This window comes from Microbulbifer maximicatervae (SeqCode), from assembly GCF_052467305.1.
The window spans coordinates 3161243-3178659 of the sequence record NZ_CP174306.1 but is presented as its reverse complement, the minus strand read 5'-3'; the positions used below and the strand labels follow the sequence as shown (position 1 = coordinate 3178659).

General features: G+C 51.2%; 16 protein-coding genes and 1 pseudogene. 14 read left to right on the top strand and 3 right to left on the bottom strand.

Annotation, left to right across the window (positions count from 1 at the left end; genetic code table 11):
* Positions 1–36: 36 nt before the first annotated feature.
* The 8 genes and pseudogenes from bamA (ACJJI4_RS13930) to rnhB all read left to right on the top strand — a co-directional run.
* Positions 37–1314 (top strand): annotated as a pseudogene (gene bamA / locus ACJJI4_RS13930) (outer membrane protein assembly factor BamA); the annotation flags it as partial.
* A 61-nt stretch (positions 1315–1375) separates the two neighbouring features.
* On the top strand, positions 1376–3928 hold the full coding sequence (gene bamA / locus ACJJI4_RS13925) for an outer membrane protein assembly factor BamA (protein WP_444925543.1): 2553 nt from the start codon (positions 1376–1378) through the stop codon (positions 3926–3928).
* A 68-nt stretch (positions 3929–3996) separates the two neighbouring features.
* Positions 3997–4512, top strand: coding sequence for an OmpH/Skp family outer membrane protein (locus tag ACJJI4_RS13920; RefSeq protein WP_413662813.1), 516 nt, complete (start codon positions 3997–3999; stop codon positions 4510–4512).
* A 14-nt stretch (positions 4513–4526) separates the two neighbouring features.
* Positions 4527–5588 carry a UDP-3-O-(3-hydroxymyristoyl)glucosamine N-acyltransferase gene (gene lpxD, locus ACJJI4_RS13915; RefSeq protein ID WP_444925542.1) on the top strand — a complete coding sequence of 354 codons (1062 nt, stop codon included), beginning with the start codon at positions 4527–4529 and terminating at the stop codon, positions 5586–5588.
* Between the two features lie 78 nt (positions 5589–5666).
* Positions 5667–6107 (top strand): 3-hydroxyacyl-ACP dehydratase FabZ, encoded by a 441-nt coding sequence (gene fabZ / locus ACJJI4_RS13910; RefSeq protein ID WP_108734005.1) that lies wholly within the window; start codon positions 5667–5669, stop codon positions 6105–6107.
* Between the two features lie 106 nt (positions 6108–6213).
* Positions 6214–6993: an acyl-ACP--UDP-N-acetylglucosamine O-acyltransferase gene (gene lpxA / locus ACJJI4_RS13905; protein WP_444896539.1), complete on the top strand. Its 780-nt coding sequence runs from the start codon at positions 6214–6216 to the stop codon at positions 6991–6993.
* 101 nt (positions 6994–7094) lie between these two features.
* Positions 7095–8264 carry a lipid-A-disaccharide synthase gene (lpxB, locus tag ACJJI4_RS13900; protein WP_444925541.1) on the top strand — a complete coding sequence of 390 codons (1170 nt, stop codon included), beginning with the start codon at positions 7095–7097 and terminating at the stop codon, positions 8262–8264.
* Between the two features lie 6 nt (positions 8265–8270).
* Entirely contained in the window at positions 8271–8888 is a 618-nt protein-coding gene (gene rnhB, locus ACJJI4_RS13895; RefSeq protein ID WP_444925540.1) for a ribonuclease HII, read from the top strand.
* Between the two features lie 15 nt (positions 8889–8903).
* On the opposite strand, the gene ACJJI4_RS13890 is transcribed toward rnhB, so the two are convergent.
* Together ACJJI4_RS13890 and ACJJI4_RS13885 are read right to left on the bottom strand one after the other, a co-directional pair.
* Complete coding sequence (locus tag ACJJI4_RS13890; RefSeq protein ID WP_413662809.1) at positions 8904–10166, bottom strand: HlyC/CorC family transporter; 1263 nt, start codon at positions 10164–10166, stop codon at positions 8904–8906.
* 79 nt (positions 10167–10245) lie between these two features.
* Positions 10246–11046, bottom strand: coding sequence for a cytochrome C assembly family protein (locus tag ACJJI4_RS13885; protein WP_444896543.1), 801 nt, complete (start codon positions 11044–11046; stop codon positions 10246–10248).
* Positions 11047–11251: 205 nt separating this feature from the next.
* On the opposite strand from ACJJI4_RS13885, the gene ffh reads away from it, so the two are divergent.
* The 6 genes from ffh (at position 11252) to ACJJI4_RS13855 (ending at position 15894) form a co-directional block, all read left to right on the top strand.
* On the top strand, positions 11252–12661 hold the full coding sequence (ffh, locus tag ACJJI4_RS13880) for a signal recognition particle protein (protein WP_444896544.1): 1410 nt from the start codon (positions 11252–11254) through the stop codon (positions 12659–12661).
* A gap of 155 nt (positions 12662–12816) precedes the next feature.
* Positions 12817–13056 (top strand): 30S ribosomal protein S16, encoded by a 240-nt coding sequence (gene rpsP / locus ACJJI4_RS13875; protein ID WP_108733998.1) that lies wholly within the window; start codon positions 12817–12819, stop codon positions 13054–13056.
* Between the two features lie 22 nt (positions 13057–13078).
* Positions 13079–13618: a ribosome maturation factor RimM gene (gene rimM, locus ACJJI4_RS13870; RefSeq protein WP_444925539.1), complete on the top strand. Its 540-nt coding sequence runs from the start codon at positions 13079–13081 to the stop codon at positions 13616–13618.
* Between the two features lie 12 nt (positions 13619–13630).
* Positions 13631–14395, top strand: coding sequence for a tRNA (guanosine(37)-N1)-methyltransferase TrmD (gene trmD, locus ACJJI4_RS13865; RefSeq protein WP_444925538.1), 765 nt, complete (start codon positions 13631–13633; stop codon positions 14393–14395).
* 73 nt (positions 14396–14468) lie between these two features.
* A complete protein-coding gene (rplS, locus tag ACJJI4_RS13860; protein ID WP_282934563.1) occupies positions 14469–14825 on the top strand; it encodes a 50S ribosomal protein L19 in 357 nt (118 codons plus the stop codon).
* A gap of 319 nt (positions 14826–15144) precedes the next feature.
* Positions 15145–15894: a DsbC family protein gene (locus ACJJI4_RS13855; RefSeq protein ID WP_444925537.1), complete on the top strand. Its 750-nt coding sequence runs from the start codon at positions 15145–15147 to the stop codon at positions 15892–15894.
* Positions 15895–15947: 53 nt separating this feature from the next.
* Here the strand turns inward: ACJJI4_RS13855 and aspA are convergent, their stop codons facing one another.
* Positions 15948–17414: an aspartate ammonia-lyase gene (aspA, locus tag ACJJI4_RS13850; protein WP_444907653.1), complete on the bottom strand. Its 1467-nt coding sequence runs from the start codon at positions 17412–17414 to the stop codon at positions 15948–15950.
* Between the last annotated feature and the right edge of the window lie 3 nt (positions 17415–17417).

Genomic DNA, 17417 nt, shown 5'->3' with positions numbered 1-17417 from the left:
CGATTTTGTTGTGAGAAAAAGCGACTCGGAAGCGGTATGAAGTATTTGCTGAAAGCGATCTTTCTGGGCCTGGTGCTGCCTCTCAGCGCTTTGGCACAGTCGTTCGTTCTCAGCGATATCCGAGTAGACGGGTTACAGCGGGTTTCTGCAGGTACAGTTTTTTCAGCGCTTCCGATTCGGGTAGGCGACGAAGTTGAGCCTGGCGAGATTCAGGATGCAACCCGAGTATTGTTTCGCACTGGTTTTTTTGAAGATATTCAGATTGGCCACGAAAACAGCGTTCTTGTTATTACCGTGAGAGAACGACCGGCTATATCAAAGATAGATATATCCGGGAACAAGGCGATTGCCACTGAGGATCTACTGAAGGCGATGAAGGAATACGGTCTTGCCGAAGGCCAGATCCTAAAGCGTTCGACCCTCAGGGGGTTGACCCAGGAGTTTGAACGCCAGTACGTGGCGCAGGGTCGATATGGCGCCAGTGTTAAAGCGGAGCTCAAGGAGCTGCCGCGCAACCAGGTTGAACTGCGGGTTGCTGTCGATGAAGCGGTTGTTGCTGCGATTAAACATATTAATGTCGTAGGAAATCGTGCCTTTTCTGATAAAGAGCTGGAAGAGATTTTTGAGCTTAAAACTACTGGCTGGCTCTCTTGGTTGCGCAGTGATGATAAGTATTCTAGTGAGAAACTCACTGGTGATTTGGAGCGCTTAAAGTCCTTTTACCTGGATCGTGGATATCTTGATTTCCAGATTGATTCGGCTCAGGTATCTCTAGGGCCGGACAAGAAGAGTGTATTCATTACCATTAACGTGGTTGAGGGTGGTGTTTACACGGTTAGTGAGGTGGAAATTGCTGGAAACCCGATAGTAGCGGAGGAGGAAATCAACCGCCTGCTATTGGTGCGAGAAGGTCAGCGGTTCTCCCAAGCGAGGGTGACGACCACTTCAGACTATATTGCTAAACGCTTGGGCAACAAAGGTTACGCTTTTGCCGAAGTGAATGGTGTTCCTGAGGCCAATGAAGGCGAGAGTACAGTAAAAATCACCTTCTTTATTGACCCGGGAAAGCGTACTTATGTGCGACGTATTAGTTTTCGCGGGAACACTCGCACCGCAGATGAAGTCTTGCGGCGTGAACTGCGCCAGATGGAGTCAGCTTTGGCTTCCTCTGCGCGTATAGAACAATCCAAAGTGCGTCTTGAGCGCCTTGGATACTTGAAGGTAGTGAAAGTTGAAACAACTAAGGTGTCCGGCACCTCAGACCGGCCCGTTGTTGATTACATGGTAGAGGGGCAACCCTCTGATTCTGGGGGAGCGGGGCGCTAGTTGGCGCTGTAACTCCTGGATTGCGAATAAAAACACCTGGAATTAGTAGATGAAACATTTCCTGAAAGCGGCTTCTCTTAGCCTGGCACTGCCTCTCAGTGCTTTAGCACAGTCATTTGTAGTTGATGACATCCGTGTGGAAGGGCTGCAGCGCGTCTCTGCCGGTACCGTATTCTCAGCTCTCCCTGTGCGAGTAGGGGATGAGGTGGAGACTTTGGAAATCCAGAGTGCCACTCGGGCACTGTTTCGCACAGGTTACTTTGAGGATATTCAAATCGGCCAGGAAAATGGTGTCCTGGTCATTACTGTGCGCGAGCGACCTGCAATTTCCAAGATCGAGATTACGGGCAACAAGGCGATTGCAACAGAAGACTTGTTGAAAGGCATGCAGGAGAATGGCCTTTCAGAGGGGCAGATCTTCAAGCGTGCAACCCTTGAGGGGTTGGCCCAGGAGCTGCAGCGTCAATATGTTGGCCAGGGACGCTATGACGCCAGTGTTAAAACTGAAGTAAAAGAGTTGCCGCGCAACCAGGTTGAGCTTCGCGTAATTGTTGATGAAGGCTCAGTAGCCGCAATTAAGCACATCAATATTGTCGGCAATAAAGCGTTCTCCGATGAAGAGCTTGGAGAGATTTTTGAGCTGCAAACCACCGGCTGGTTGTCGTGGTTGCGCAGTGATGACAAGTATTCCCGAGAGAAATTGACCGGCGACCTGGAGCGTCTCGAATCCTATTACCTGGATCGTGGGTACCTGGACTTTAAAATTGATTCCACCCAGGTTTCCCTGAGTCCGGATAAAGAGAGTGTATTTATCACCGTCAATGTATATGAAGGCGATGTTTACACCATTAGTGAAGTGGACCTGGCGGGTGATCCTGTAGTACCAGAGGAAGAAGTTAAGCGCTTGCTACTGGTGCGGGAAGGGCAGACCTTCTCCCAGGTTCGCATGACAACAACCTCGGATTATATTACCAAGCGCCTGGGGAATGAGGGCTATACCTTTGCTGAGGTTAATGGTATCCCCGAGCCCAATAAAGAAGAGAAAACGGTAAAAATTACCTTCTTTATCAACCCCGGCAAGCGGGCTTATGTCCGCCGAATTAATTTCCGGGGTAATACTCGCACTACAGATGAGGTTTTGCGCCGCGAGATGCGTCAGATGGAGTCAGCTTCTGCTTCCTCTGCCCGTATAGAGCAGTCAAAAGTCCGCCTTGAGCGCCTGGGCTACTTCAAGGAAGTAGAGGTGGAAACCTCAGAAGTACCGGGCACATCTGATCAAATTGATGTTGAATACACGGTTGAAGAGCAGCCCTCAGGCTCTATCGGCGGCACAATTGGTTGGGCCCAGAGCAGTGGCTTGGTGTTGGGAGCCAATATCCAAGAGAATAACTGGTTAGGTACAGGTAAATCCGTAGGTATTGGGTTAAATGCCTCAACCTACCAGACTTCTGTGAACTTCTCTTACCTCGATCCTTACTTCACACCGGATGGTGTGAGTCGTGGATTTAATATTTCCTATACAGAGAATGATTATTCCGAGGTTAACCTTTCTGACTACAACACTACTTCTTATGGCGGTGGTGTTAGCTTCGGTTATCCGATGTCGGAGATTTCCCGGGTGGGTCTGAATGTTAGCTTTAACCATTTGGAGCTTTCTGCTTCAAGAAGTTCAGTGCAGGAAATTCAGTCCAGTCCAAGCCTCTTCGATGATACTTCTCTGGATGGTATTACTGAGGCAGAGGCGGTCGAGATAGTAGAAGCCTTAAATGATGGGGTAGCTGAAGATCTAGCTATGACAATAGATACAAGCCAGTTTAATACTTCGGCTGATGGCTTTATTGATCGCTATGGTGATGCATTTAACAATCTGAGTTTAACTGCTTCATATGCTCGATCTACGCTCAATCGAGGTGTTTTGGCAACCCGCGGAGCATCGCAAAATTTTTCTGCTGAGTTTACTGTGCCGGGTAGTGATTTGGAGTACTACAAGCTTGTGTACACTGGGCAATATTTCAGGCCCTTGACAAGGAGCTTGACCTTGCGTTTACGTACTCGGTTGGGGTATGGGGATGGTTTTGGAGAGCTAGATGAGTTGCCTTTCTTTAAGAATTTTTATGCTGGTGGTTTTGGGTCTGTACGAGGGTTTGAGCGCAATACTTTAGGGCCCAGATCTACACCGGCAGAATTTTATACGCGCTTGCCGTGTGCAACAAATGGTGAAGAGTATACACAATACTGCTACGAAGTTGACAGTGAGGGTAACTTGACGATTGATGGCTATACTGACGCTGATCCCTTTGGCGGTAATATCCTGATTGAAGGCAGCGCAGAAGTTATTTTCCCATTGCCATTCGTTAAAGATCAACGCTCCTTACAAACTGCTTTCTTTGTTGATGCGGGTAATGTGTTTGATACCAGCTGTGGTGATACTCAAATCAACTGTTACGATGTGGACTTTGGTAAGATGAATGTCTCTGCGGGGATAGGCTTGACCTGGATCACCGGCTTTGGCCCGCTGACATTCAGCTTGGCGAAAGCCCTTAAGAAAAATGAAGATGACGATGTGGAAGTATTCCAGTTCACTCTGGGTAACAGCTTCTAAATTTGTCAGATAAAATGAATTAGGCGTATATCAGCGCAATTAAAATAAAATCTATTGGAGAGACCGACGTGCTTAAGAATGTAAAAATTGTTGCAGTATTACTTGCAGGTATGACCTTGTCCGGCGCAGCGCTGGCGCAAACCAAGGTTGCGGTACTTAACCTACAAGCTGCGATCATGAGCACAGATGCAGCTAAAACCAAGGTTAACTCCTTGAAGACCAGCTCTGAATATTCGAAGCTGCAGAGCAGTGCCGAGTCAATTCGTTCTGAACTGCAAAAAATGGCTGAAGATGCCAAGAAAAACAGTGTGACCTGGTCCGATGAGCAAAAGACTGAGTACCAGCGCAAAATGAATTTCCAGCGCTCAGATTTTGAGACAACGGTGAAAAAATTGCGTGCAATGGAAGCTCAAGTGGGTCAAGAGATCCAGGCTTCTATGGGACCAAAGGCTAGGGATGCCCTGGACGCACTGATTAAAGAGCAGAAGCTTGACGTAGTGCTGGATTCCAATACTGCCTACTATGTAAGTCCTAGTGTCGACCTGACAGAGGCTGTTGTTAAGCGTATGAACGCAGCCAAGTAAGTCGATAGTCTTCTATGAAAGATAGCTTTTCTCTTGCCCAGTTGGCGCAAGAGCTGGGGGCCGACTTGCGGTTGGCGCCCGGTTCAGATTCCAATCAAAAAGTTCAGGGTTTAAATACACTGCAGGATGCCGGTGCAGAGCACTTGGCTTTCCTCGCAAGCCCTAATTATCGACGCTTTCTGAAAACGACCAAAGCTGCCGCAGTGCTGGTATCGGAAGAGTTTGTTGAAGAGTGCCCGGTAACGGCCTTATGTGTTGCGGACCCCTACTTGGCCTTTGCTCAAGCAACAGCCCTGTTCGATACAACTCCTGAAGCACCTATTGGTATTCACCCCTCTGCAGTGGTTCACCCCACGGCAGAGATTGGTGCTGGTGTCAGTGTGGGGCCCGGCTCTGTGGTCGAGGCCTACGCAAAATTGGAGCCTGGAGCGATTGTTGGTGCTAACTGCTATGTTGGCGAGGGCAGTTTAGTCGGTGCAGGAACACGCCTGTATGCCGGCGTTGTTTTTCATCATAACTGCTCTATCGGTGCACACGGTATTATTCACAGCCAGACGGTTATTGGAGCCGATGGCTTCGGGTTTGCGCCTAATAAAGGCAGCTGGGTGAAAATTCACCAGCTTGGTGGAGTGCAAATTGGCGAAGATGTGGAAATTGGAGCCAATACCTGTATAGACCGTGGAGCTTTGGGTGATACGGTGATTGGGCGAGGAGTCAAGATCGACAATCTGGTCCAAATCGCGCACAATGTGAAGATTGGTGACTACGCGGCCATAGCCGGGTGTGCCGTAATTGCCGGTAGTGCTGAGATAGGGAAGCATTGTCTTCTCGGTGGCTGTAGCCGTATTAACGGGCACATAACGATTGCAGATGGCAGTCAGGTGTCGGGTAACACGTTTGTTACTAAGTCGATAAAGGATACTGGTAGCTACTCTGGAGCGCTATCCTTTGCCGATAGTTCTACCTGGCGTCGTAATGCTGTGCGTTTTGGTCAGTTGGATCAAATGGCGCGCAGATTGAAAGATTTGGAAAAACAGGTTCAGGCACTGTCCCAAAAGAGTGGGACAGACGATTGAACTTTAGTTATTAATTAATTTGGCTTTGTTGTTTTCGGGGCGTTTTACGCCCCGAAGTGGTTTCTGGGGGCATTTGGAATGATGGATGTACGTGAAATTCGCGAGTATCTGCCGCACCGTTATCCTTTTTTGTTGGTGGATCGTGTAGTAGAACTCGAAGAAGGGAAGTATATAAAAGGCTATAAAAACATTTCTGGAAATGAGGAAGTTTTTAATGGCCACTTTCCGGAAATGCCTATTTTCCCGGGAGTGATGATTGTTGAAGCCCTGGCTCAGGTCTCGGGAATCCTCGGCTTTAAAACGTTTGGCAAAAAACCGGAAGATGGATATCTGTATCTGTTCGGTGGGGTTGATAAGGCGCGCTTTAAGCGTCAGGTGATCCCAGGTGATCGCCTTGAGCTCGAGTCTGAAGCGGTATCTGTTCGCAGAAATATCTGGAAATTCGCTTGTAAAGCCAGTGTTGATGGCGAGCTGGCAGCTTCTGTTGATATCCTATGTGCCGTCAAAAAGGTTCAGTAATTCTGTAAAGCTCGCTGGAGAGTTAGATTCAGGATTTTCCGGGTAGCCTTTGTTTTTAAGGGTACAGGTTACCCAGTACGATTAATGCCGAGGAGTAGATCCCAGAATGCAGACAAGTATCCACCCTACAGCTATTGTCGACTCTACGGCAGTAATTGGTTCCGGGGTGAGTATTGGTGCTTACACCATTGTTGGAGCCGGCGTAGAGATAGGTGATGGCTGTGATATTGCCTCTCATGTGGTGCTTAGTGGGCCGACCAAACTGGGGAAGAACAACCGAATCTACCAGTTTGCTTCCGTAGGGCAGGATACCCCGGACAAAAAGTATCGTGGTGAAGAGACGACACTCGTTATTGGCGACAATAACGTGATTCGCGAGGGGGTTACGATCCACCGTGGTACCGTTCAGGACCGAGGTGAGACCACTATTGGTGACGAAAACCTGATCATGGCCTATGCCCATATTGGCCACGATAGTGTTGTTGGTAATCACACTATTATGGTGAATAACTGTGGTTTGGCCGGTCATGTTGTTGTTAAGGACTGGGCGATTCTGAGTGGTTATAGTTTGGTTCACCAGAACTGTACTGTGGGAGAGCATGCTTTCCTGGGAATGGGTGCTGCTATCGGTAAAGACGTCCCTGCTTATGTTATGGTTGCCGGAAACCCTGCCGAAGCAAAGACCATTAACTCAGAAGGGCTGCGCAGACGGGGCTTTTCTAGAGAAGATATTGCCCTGATCAATAAAGCTTACAAGACCGTTTATCGTCGCGGTCTTACTATGCAAGAAGCGCTGCAGGCCTTGATGGAGTTGCGCGAACAATCTCCAGTTATTCAGCCGTGGATAGAGTCTTTGCAATCTTCCACCCGCGGCATTGTTCGCTAATTCACTTCTCTTTGGAGCTGTTTTGTGCAGCTCCGATTGCACTTTATGCAACTCCCATTTAATTCCAACATAAACAGCTCCCCAAGAGGAGGGATATAGGCGTGTCAGAAAAAAATAAGCCGATACGAATTGGTATCGTTGTCGGTGAGGCGTCAGGAGATATCCTCGGTTCTGGTTTAATGGCCGCATTAAAAACTCGGCTTCCCAATGTAGAGTTTGAGGGGATTGCCGGGCCGCGCATGCTGGAACTGGGTGCTAAAAGTTTATTTCCTATGGAGCGGCTGTCGGTAATGGGGCTGGTAGAGCCTTTGAAGCGCCTTCCAGAACTGTTGAAAATCCGCAGATCTCTCCGTCGCCACTTTACTGATAACCCGCCCGATCTATTTATTGGTATAGATTCCCCGGACTTTACATTGACTCTTGAGGCTGCGCTCAAGGCTGAGGGTATCCCCACCGTCCATTATGTCAGTCCTTCGGTTTGGGCCTGGCGGCAGGGTCGAATTAAAAAGATTGCGCGGGCTGTCGACCACATGTTGACCCTGCTTCCATTTGAAGCGAATTTCTACCGAGATAACCAAGTACCGGTGACCTTTGTTGGCCATCCTTTGGCTGATGAAATTCCCCTGCAAGTGGATGTCGCCGGCGAGCGCAAAGCATTGGGCTTTGAGAAAGACGAGCGGGTAATTGCGCTTTTGCCGGGCAGCCGTGGGGGCGAAGTTCGCATGTTGGGGCCGTTGTTTCTGCAGACGGCCCGATGGTGCCACCAGCGTCACTCGGATGTTAAATTTGTTATTCCCGCTGCCAACAAGCAGCGTATGGGTGAGATTCAAGAGCAGCTAAAAGATTACCCGGAGCTCCCTATTACTTTACTTGAGGGGCAATCGAGACGGGCCGTTTCAGCGGCAGACTGTGTGCTTATTGCATCGGGTACAGCAACCCTTGAAACAATGCTCCTTAAAAAGCCCATGGTCGTTACCTACAAGCTGGGCAGATTGACGTCTATGATCGTCTCGCGGATGTTGCATACCCCATGGGTTTCGCTACCAAATTTACTAGCCCAAAAAGAACTGGTGCCGGAAATTTTGCAGAATGATGCTATTCCGGAGAATCTTGGTGCGGCGGTGATGCAGTACTTTGAAGATCCGCTTCTTGGGGATCATTTAGAGCGCGAGTTTTTCGAAATGCATCAACAGTTGAGACGCAATGCTTCTGAGCGGGCTGCCGATGCCGTGGTGGGGCTGCTGGAAGCTAAGCCTGAATCTGCCGAGTAGTAAGTTATGAGTAGTAAAACAGAATTGCCCCCCTATGTTTGCCCTTTCAAGGGTGATTTGATTGCAGGTGTCGATGAGGTTGGGCGCGGCCCCTTAGCTGGTGATGTGGTTGCCGCAGCCGTGATTCTTGATCCTAACAAGCCAATTGCCGGGCTTGCCGACTCTAAAAAGCTGACTGAAAAAAAGCGCGAGCAGTTATTTGATGAGATTTGTGAGCAAGCACTCAGTTACTCCATAGCTCGTGCAACAGTTGAGGAAATTGACCAGCTAAACATTTTGCAGGCAAGTTTACTGGCGATGCATCGTGCAGTTGCACAGCTACCCGTGCAGCCTGAATTTGTGTTGGTGGATGGCAATAAAAAACCGAACTGGGATTACCCTTGCGATACCGTAGTAAAGGGCGATGGTCGTGTCGCTGCAATTGGGGCGGCATCTATTTTGGCTAAGGTGACCCGTGATAGGGAAATGGTGGTGCTGGACTCTGAATATCCCGGTTACGGCCTTGCAGGTCATAAAGGGTATCCCACCAAGGCGCATATGGAAGCTTTACAGTTGCAGGGTCCCACTCCAATACACCGCACCAGCTTTGCACCGGTAAGGCGCTTGCTAGAAGAGGTTGAGTGATAAACGGTTGTAGCGCTATTTATCGATTCGCTTGATTCTGGCCCGGGTAATCATCTTGTCTGAGACCTCCTCAATTTCCACCAGGTAATTGAGGATGTACAGGCTGATATTGCCGTCGGGGATGCTCTCCAGGTGTTCCATTGCCAGGCCGTTAAAAGTTTTTGGCCCGTCAGTGGGCAGCTCCCAGCCCAGGGTACGATTAATATCGCGAATAGAAGTGCCGCCCTCGATCATGTACCAGCCATCTTCTATGGCGACTATCTCCTCGTCATCGCTGGGTACTGGACTTGCAGTGAAGTCGCCGACAATTTCCTCCAGCAGATCTTCCAGGGTAACGATACCCATTACCTCTCCGTACTCATCAACTACCAGCCCCATACGGCGCTTGGTTTTCTGGAAGTTCATCAGCAGTGTGGGGAGTGGTGTTGCCTCGGGTACGAAGTAAGGCTCATCGGTGAAGGAGTTGAGTCGCTCTGCCGTTAAATTTTCCGGTCCGTCGCGCAGTATTTGCGCCGCTTTTCGCAGGTGAAGTATGCCTACTACTCGATTGATGTCACCGCGATATACGGGGAGGCGAGTGTAGGAACTTTCCGCTAGCTGCTGCAGGATCTCTTCGGCGCTGTTTTCCAGGTCAACGCCCATGACTTCATTGCGCGGAATCATGATGTCTTCAACGGTTGCCTGGTCCAGGTCCAGCACGTTGAGCAACATGCCTTTGTGCTTGCTGGGAAGCAGGGCGCCTGATTCGAATACAACGGTTCGGAGTTCTTCGGGGGCCAGGTGTTCCGCTTCGCTATTCGCTTTTGTTTCGACTCCCAACATACGCGCCAGGCCGTTGGATATGCCACCAATCAACAGCACCAGGGGAGTGAGCAGCCATTGCAGTGGGCGCAAAATAAATGAGGCGGGGAAAGCAATTTTTTCCGGGTGTAGAGCGGCAATAGTCTTTGGTGTGACCTCAGCAAAAATCAGTAGGGCAAGAGTCAAGACTATGGTGGTGAGTATTTCTCCGTAAATTTGCGCGAATACCGAGCCGGCGATTACGGATACAAGAACGTTAACGAGATTGTTGCCGATTAGAATTGAGCCGATCAGCTTGTCCGGGCGTGCGAGTAGCTCGGTGGCGCGCTTTGCCCCGCGGTGCCCGCTTTTGGCTTGGTGCCGCAGACGATAGCGGTTAAGCGCCATCATGCTGGTTTCGGAGCTGGAGAAGAAGGCGGATATCAGTATCAATAGGGCCAGCAAACCGAATAGCAGGCCCGTGGGCATCTCGTTCAAGGGAGAACTCTTTTTATTTCCAAGCGGAGATATTGGAACATATTGCCGACCTCCGCAAGCTTTGCAGTCGTATATTCGATTACCCGCGCTGGAGAATGACTTCCATAACCAGCTTACTACCAAAATAGGCAAGTAGTAGGGCGGCGAAAGCGCTTAAGGTCCAACGCACAGCGGTATTGCCTCTCCAGCCCAACCTCCAGTGTCCCCATAGGAGTATGGTGTAGAGAACCCAGGCGACCATAGAGAGGATGGTTTTGTGTATTGGCCCCTCTTCAAACAAATTGCCAACAAAGACGAAACCGGTCAGCAGGGAGGCGGTGAGCAGTAGTTGCCCGAAAGTGATCAGGCCAAACAGCAGTGACTCCATGCTCTGCAATGGTGGCAGAAGACGGGTGGCGCCTACCGGCCTGTGGTTGTGCAGTTGCTGGTTAAGGTAATAGAGATAGATCGCCTGAAGGGTAGCCAGGGTCAGCAGCGAATAGGCAGAAATAGACAGTAGAGCGTGTACCGCAATGCCGGCAGAGATCTGTTGATGTGGCGTTACGGTGCCCCAAATATGGGATGCGGCAAATTCAGTGGCGGCTCCCACTGGTGCGAAAATAAGAATAAGTAGCGTAAGTGGCCGGCCAACGGCCAGGATCAATAATAGAAAGTTAACTACCCAGGCAATCAGCGAGAGCATTGCCAGCAGGTCAAAGCGATAGCCTTCGGGTGAAAAGAGAACGTGTCCCAGGGATATTCCGTGGGTGACAAGTGCACCCGCCAAAAGGCTGAGAAGCAGTTTGGAATTCGGCTGTTGTTTTCGGGCCAGAGCCGCACCTGCAACTATGGTTGTGGCCAGGTAGAGAGCGATAGCTGTCCAGTGGGCGAAAGCCGCCATGGGTAAATCCGTGTCTTCATTATTGCGTTAGGGCAGGAGTGTGTCATAGCCAGTTGAAACAAGGAAGACTTGCGATATTTCGGCTGTGGCGAGACCTGGGCTATACTGCCGCGCCTCAGAGAGGGAGTTGCAGTTTGCTCCCCCCTAATTTCGCGCCCCTCCGCACTGGGGTTGAGTCCGTAAACGGAGAGATCGAGACGAATTTATGTTCGATAACCTGAGTGACCGCTTATCGGCGGCCTTAAAGAAAGTTACCGGTAAAGCGCGCCTTACGGATGACAATATCCGCGATACTTTGCGCGAAGTGCGCAAGGCGCTGTTGGAGGCGGATGTCGCTCTGCCAGTGGTTAAGGCATTTGTTCAGCAAGTGCGCACCGCTGCGGTAGGACAGAAGGTTAGCAAGGCTCTCAACCCGGGCCAGCAGTTCGTCAAGATTGTTCAGGATGAGCTGGTTAAGGTGATGGGTGCGGCTGCAGAGCCTCTCAACCTCGCCGTGCAACCTCCGGCGGTAATCCTGATGGCGGGCCTCCAGGGTGCTGGTAAAACCACCAGTGTGGCCAAGCTGGCCAAATACCTGCAGGAGCGTGAAAAGAAAAAAGTCATGGTGGTGAGTGCGGACGTCTACCGCCCTGCCGCTATTAAACAGCTGGAGACCTTGGCCGGTGAAGTGGGGGCACAGTTTTACCCCTCTACAGCTGAGCAGAAACCGCTGGATATTGCCAAGGGTGCTGTGGACGCTGCCCGCAAACAATTTGCCGATGTGCTGATTGTGGATACTGCTGGTCGACTGCATGTGGACTCCGAGTTGATGGATGAAATCCGTGAGCTGCACAGCGAGTTGGACCCGGCGGAAACCCTGTTCGTGATCGACGCAATGATCGGTCAGGATGCGGTAAATACCGCAAGTGCCTTTAATGATGCACTGCCGCTGACCGGTGTGATTCTCACCAAGGCCGATGGCGATGCCCGTGGTGGTGCCGCTCTCTCCGTGCGTCACGTCACCGGTAAGCCAATCAAGTTTATCGGTGTTGGTGAAAAGACCGACGCTCTGGAAACCTTCCACCCGGATCGTATCGCCTCCCGTATCCTGGGTATGGGTGACATTCTGTCTCTGATTGAAGAAGCAGAGCAGAAGATTGATAAAGAGAAAGCCGAAAAGCTGGTTAAGAAGGTCCAGAAGGGTAAAGGCTTTGACCTGGAAGACCTGCGCGATCAGTTGCAGCAAATGCAAAACATGGGTGGCTTTGGCTCCCTGTTGGAGAAAATGCCCGGCATGGGCGGTGTAGCGCAGGCTGCACAACAGGCCGATATGGGCAAAGAATTTAAGCGTATGGATGCCCTGATTTCCTCCATGACGCCGGCCGAGCGCCGCAATCCTGACCTTCTTAACGGTTCGCGCAAGCGCCGTATCGTTGCCGGTTCCGGCACCCAGCTGCAGGACTTGAATCGCCTGCTCAAGCAGCACAAGCAGATGGGCAAGATGATGAAGAAGCTCAAAGGCGGCGGCATGGGCAAAATGATGCGCGGACTCGGCGGCCTGCCCGGTATGGGCGGTGGTATGGGCGGCATGGGTGGTATGCCTGGAGGCCTGCCACCGGGCCTCAAAAAGAAGTAGAGAACCGCGGTTCTCCGGGCGGCTTGGCGACCCTATACAAATCTGGGGTGGTACATTAGAATACGCCGCCTTTCTGCCGGCCCTGCTGCCGGTAAAAAGTTGTTGTGGTGACTGCTTAGTGCGGTTGCCTAGTGTTGAACCTATAGGAAAGTTACATGGTAACCATTCGTTTGGCCCGTGGTGGTGCTAAAAAGCGCCCATTTTATCATCTGACCGTTACCGACAGCCGCAAATCTCGCGACGGTCGTTTTATTGAGCGTGTTGGTTTCTTCAACCCGGTTGCCCGTGGTCAGGAAGAGCGTCTGCGTGTTGATCGCGAGCGTGTTGATTTCTGGCTGGGTCGTGGCGCTCAGGTTTCTGACCGCGTCGGCAAGCTTCTGAAAGAATCTGCTTAATTTGCGCGTAAGTGGTGCTCCTGTGACAGATAACGGAAAACCTTCCGAAGAGTTGGTCACGGTTGGGCGCGTTACTACCGTTTATGGTGTGCGCGGCTGGGTCAAGGTTCACTCCTATACCGAGCCGATGGACAACATCCTGCAGTTCCCTAATTGGCGCTTGCAGGGGCCGAAAGGTTGGGAAGCTCTCGAAATTGACGCTGGTAAGCGTCACGGCAAGGGCTTGATCGTACATGTGAAAGGCATTGATGACCGCGATTTGGCGGCTCGACTTTGCCAGCGCGATATTGCTGTAGCTCGTGAACTGATGCCTGAGCTTGAGAATGGTGAGTATTACTGGCACCAGCTCGAAGGGTTAAAGGTTGTCAGCCATTTCGATGGCGAAGATCACGACTTTGGTACCGTCGCTCGCATGATGGAAACTGGCGCCAACGATGTAATGGTGGTGCGCGGTGGAGCGGATAAGCGCGAGCGCTTGATTCCCTATCTACCTGATCAGTTTATTACCAATATTGACCTGGAAGTCGGTGTAATAACCGTCGACTGGGACCCGGCTTTTTAAGGCGTAGGAGCGATGACAAAACGAATCGCTCTGGTAAGCATTTTTCCGGAAATGTTTGCCGCATTGACCGAGTATGGCGTCAGTGGACGGGCTGTGAAAGATGGCCTTTTAGAAGTTCGCTGTTGGAATCCTCGGGACTTTACCAGTGACAGGCACCGGACTGTGGACGATCGCCCTTACGGCGGCGGACCGGGAATGGTGATGTTAGCTGAGCCTCTTTACCAGGCTCTCGAGGCTGCTCGAGCTTGGGCTGGTGAAGATGGTGAATCTGTACGCAGTATCTACATGTCTCCCCAGGGTCGACAGCTCGATCAGGGTGGAGTGGAGCAGCTGTCTGCAGCTGGCAACCTGGTGTTGTTGGCGGGGCGCTACGAAGGTGTGGATGAGCGTATCGTCGAATCTATGATCGACGAGGAGTGGTCCATTGGTGACTATGTCCTCAGCGGTGGCGAACTGGCTGCTATGGTGATGGTGGATGCTATTACCCGCTTGATTCCCGGCGCACTTGGACACAACCAATCGGCGGTTGAGGACTCTTTCTCCTCTGGCCTGCTGGACTGCCCACACTACACCCGACCGGAACAATATCGGGGAGTAGCGGTACCGGAAGTTTTGCTTTCCGGCAACCATGAAAGAATACGCCGCTGGCGCCTGAAGCAGGCATTGGCGCGCACGCAACAGCGACGCCCAGACTTATTGCATGGGTTGGAGCTGAGCGATGAGCAGAAGTTGTTGCTGGATGAGATCCAGCGGGAACAGAAGCTCGAAGAAAATTGAGGCCGAATTCGCCGGGAGGCGCGAGTAGTTCGGTGAACTAGCTGAGAAGCTACACAATCTGTATTTGGGAGCGATCCAAATGACTAACAAAATTATCCAGCAGCTGGAGCAGGAACAGCTGAAGAGCGAAGTACCTCCCTTCGCACCGGGCGACACTGTAATCGTTCAGGTAAAAGTAAAAGAGGGCAACCGTGAGCGTCTGCAGGCGTTCGAAGGCGTGGTTATCGGTAAGCGCAACCGTGGTCTGAACTCCTCCTTCACCGTGCGTAAAATTTCCCACGGTGTTGGCGTTGAGCGTACTTTCCAGACTCACAGCCCGATGGTTGACAGCCTCAAGGTTAAGCGTCGCGGTGACGTGCGTCAGGCCAAGCTGTACTACCTCCGCAGCCTGACTGGTAAAGCTGCACGTATCAAAGAGAAGCTCAACTAAGCTCTCCTTGATCGCAGAAAAAGGCCGAAGCGTACGCTTCGGCCTTTTTTGTATGTGGGTTACGAGCAGCTTGTTTGGTGTCCCAGATGGGGTCTGCTTGCCTTAACTGATATAAATGGACACGGGCTTGCCCTGGCGCGGGGATACAGTCAATTTCGCTAAAGCGCTCACGTCTTGCGGTGTTTTGCGTAGTCCAAGGTGACTGGATATGTTAAAACGTGCCAATTAGGTTCGCAGCGGCAAAGAGCTGCCATACTGGCTGGAACTGAAGGCCGATGATTAAGTCGAAGCCCAATGAGAATTTAAGGAGCAATTGGTAATGACGCTTATCAAGAAGCCGCTGGCAATCGCTGGCGCGCTACTCAGTCTGGTGGGCTCTGCAGCGTTGGCAGAAGTCGATACTGACGTTGTTAAAACCATCAAGACACGCCTTGAGGCGAGTAATCCCAAAGCAACCTATGGAGAGGTACGGGAGAGTCCAATTGAAGGGCTTTACGAAGTGGATGTCGATGACGGCAACACGACCCTGTTCGTCTCTGCTGATGGCAATCACTTTGTTTACGGCGATCTCTACCAGGTGAAGGCTGGCGGTGTTGCCAACCTTTCCGAGCAGCGTAGAGCGACGCGCCGCGCTGCGGTCATGGGCGCCCTTGATACAGAAGATATGATTGTCTTCTCCCCGAAAGGTGAAACCAAGGCAAGCGTTTATGTATTTACCGATGTGGACTGCGGTTATTGCCGTAAGCTGCACCAGGATGTGCCCGAGTTGAACAAGCGCGGTATCGAAGTGCGCTACCTGGCGTTCCCGCGCGGTGGTCTTAACTCCCTGGGATATCGCAAACTGGCAACTGCATGGTGTGCGGAAGATAGCAACAAGACGCTGACTGCACTTAAGAACCGTGAAAACGTGCCTTTGGATGTCTGTAAGACAAACCCGGTGGCAGCTCAATACAAGTTGGGCAACGAGGCTATCGATGTGCGCGGTACGCCGACTATCGTGATGGAAGATGGCCGGGTTGTTCCCGGTTACTTACCACCGGATCGCCTGCTTAAAGAGCTGGGAATCTAAGCCCGGCTGATAGCTAAAAAAACCGGCAGCCGAGAGGCCGCCGGTTTTTGTTTTTAAGCAGGATTTTTAATTTCTACTTTTCTCGGCTGGGTCATATTCTCCGGCGCGAGGATATCGTTCAGTTCCTCCTCACTCAGTAACCCCTCATCAAGGATTAACTGCTTCACACTGGCACCGGTAATTAGTGCCTGCTTGGCGATGCGGGTGGCATTTTCATAGCCAATAAACGGGTTTACCGCAGTAATCAGGCCGATGCTGTTCTCAACCAGTTGCAGGCAGTGCTCTTCGTTGGCAGTGATGCCGCTCACACAACGATCCGCAAGCGTGGTCATGGCTTGGGTCATCAGGCGCATGGACTGTAGCAGGTTAAAGGCGATCACTGGCTCCATTACATTGAGCTGCAACTGGCCGGATTCAGCAGCCAGGGTAATCGTGAGGTCGTTGCCGATCACCTGGTAGGCAACCTGGTTAACGACTTCGGGAATAACCGGGTTGACCTTGCCGGGCATAATGGATGAGCCGGGTTGCATCGGCGGCAGGTTAATTTCATTGAGGCCAGCGCGAGGGCCGCTGGAAATCAGGCGTAAATCGCTGCAAATTTTCGAGATCTTAACGGCGATGCGTTTCATGACACCGGAGAACATCACGAAGGCGCCCATGTCGGAAGTGGCTTCCACCAGGTTTTCTGCGCAGACAAAATCGATGCCGGAAATTTCTGACAGCGCGTTAACAACCAGCTGGCGATATTCCGGGTCCGTATTAATGCCGGTGCCGATTGCGGTACCACCCATGTTGATCTCTTTGAATAGAGCGACCAGCTCCTTAACTCTGTCGACATCTTCGCGCACAGTGGCGGCGAAGGCGGCAAACTCCTGGCCCAGGGTCATAGGTACCGCATCTTGCAGCTGGGTGCGCCCCATTTTAATTACTGAGGCAAACTCTTTGGCCTTCTTGTCGAACTCAACGCACAAGCTCTCCATGGATTGAACCAGGTCGCTGTAGCTGAGCAGAATGGCCAGGTTTATCGAGGTTGGATAAACATCATTGGTAGATTGCGAGAGGTTTACATGGTTGTTGGGGTGTACTTTTTTGTACTCGGCTTTGTTGTGACCGAGTAATTCCAGCGCGCGGTTGGCAATCACCTCATTGGCATTCATATTGGTAGAAGTGCCGGCGCCGCCCTGAATCATATCTACCAAAAATTGGTCGTGCAGTTTGCCATCGATAATCTCGTCACAAGCAGTGGCAATGGCATCTTGCAGTTTGGGCTCCAGGTAGCCGAGCTGTCCATTGGCGCTGGCTGCAGCTTTTTTTACCATCGCCAGTGCTTTTACCAGATTGGGGAAGTGATTCAGGGTAATTCCGGTAATCTGGAAGTTTTCCAAAGCGCGCAAAGTTTGAATGCCAAAATAGACATCGGCCGGTACTTCGCGCTCACCCAATAGATCTTTCTCCAAGCGGGTTTCAGCACCTGCACTAAAAACCGGCATTGGTTTGAGTGTGTGGAAATCGTTGGTCATCAG

Coding starts and splice junctions, on each gene's coding strand:
- bamA (WP_444925543.1), top strand. CDS start 1,376: ATGAAACATTTCCTGAAAGCGGCTTCTCTTAGCCTGGCACTGCCTCTC.
- lpxD (WP_444925542.1), top strand. CDS start 4,527: ATGAAAGATAGCTTTTCTCTTGCCCAGTTGGCGCAAGAGCTGGGGGCC.
- fabZ (WP_108734005.1), top strand. CDS start 5,667: ATGATGGATGTACGTGAAATTCGCGAGTATCTGCCGCACCGTTATCCT.
- lpxA (WP_444896539.1), top strand. CDS start 6,214: ATGCAGACAAGTATCCACCCTACAGCTATTGTCGACTCTACGGCAGTA.
- rnhB (WP_444925540.1), top strand. CDS start 8,271: ATGAGTAGTAAAACAGAATTGCCCCCCTATGTTTGCCCTTTCAAGGGT.
- ACJJI4_RS13885 (WP_444896543.1), bottom strand. CDS start 11,046: ATGGCGGCTTTCGCCCACTGGACAGCTATCGCTCTCTACCTGGCCACA.
- ffh (WP_444896544.1), top strand. CDS start 11,252: ATGTTCGATAACCTGAGTGACCGCTTATCGGCGGCCTTAAAGAAAGTT.
- rpsP (WP_108733998.1), top strand. CDS start 12,817: ATGGTAACCATTCGTTTGGCCCGTGGTGGTGCTAAAAAGCGCCCATTT.
- trmD (WP_444925538.1), top strand. CDS start 13,631: ATGACAAAACGAATCGCTCTGGTAAGCATTTTTCCGGAAATGTTTGCC.
- ACJJI4_RS13855 (WP_444925537.1), top strand. CDS start 15,145: ATGACGCTTATCAAGAAGCCGCTGGCAATCGCTGGCGCGCTACTCAGT.
- aspA (WP_444907653.1), bottom strand. CDS start 17,414: ATGACCAACGATTTCCACACACTCAAACCAATGCCGGTTTTTAGTGCA.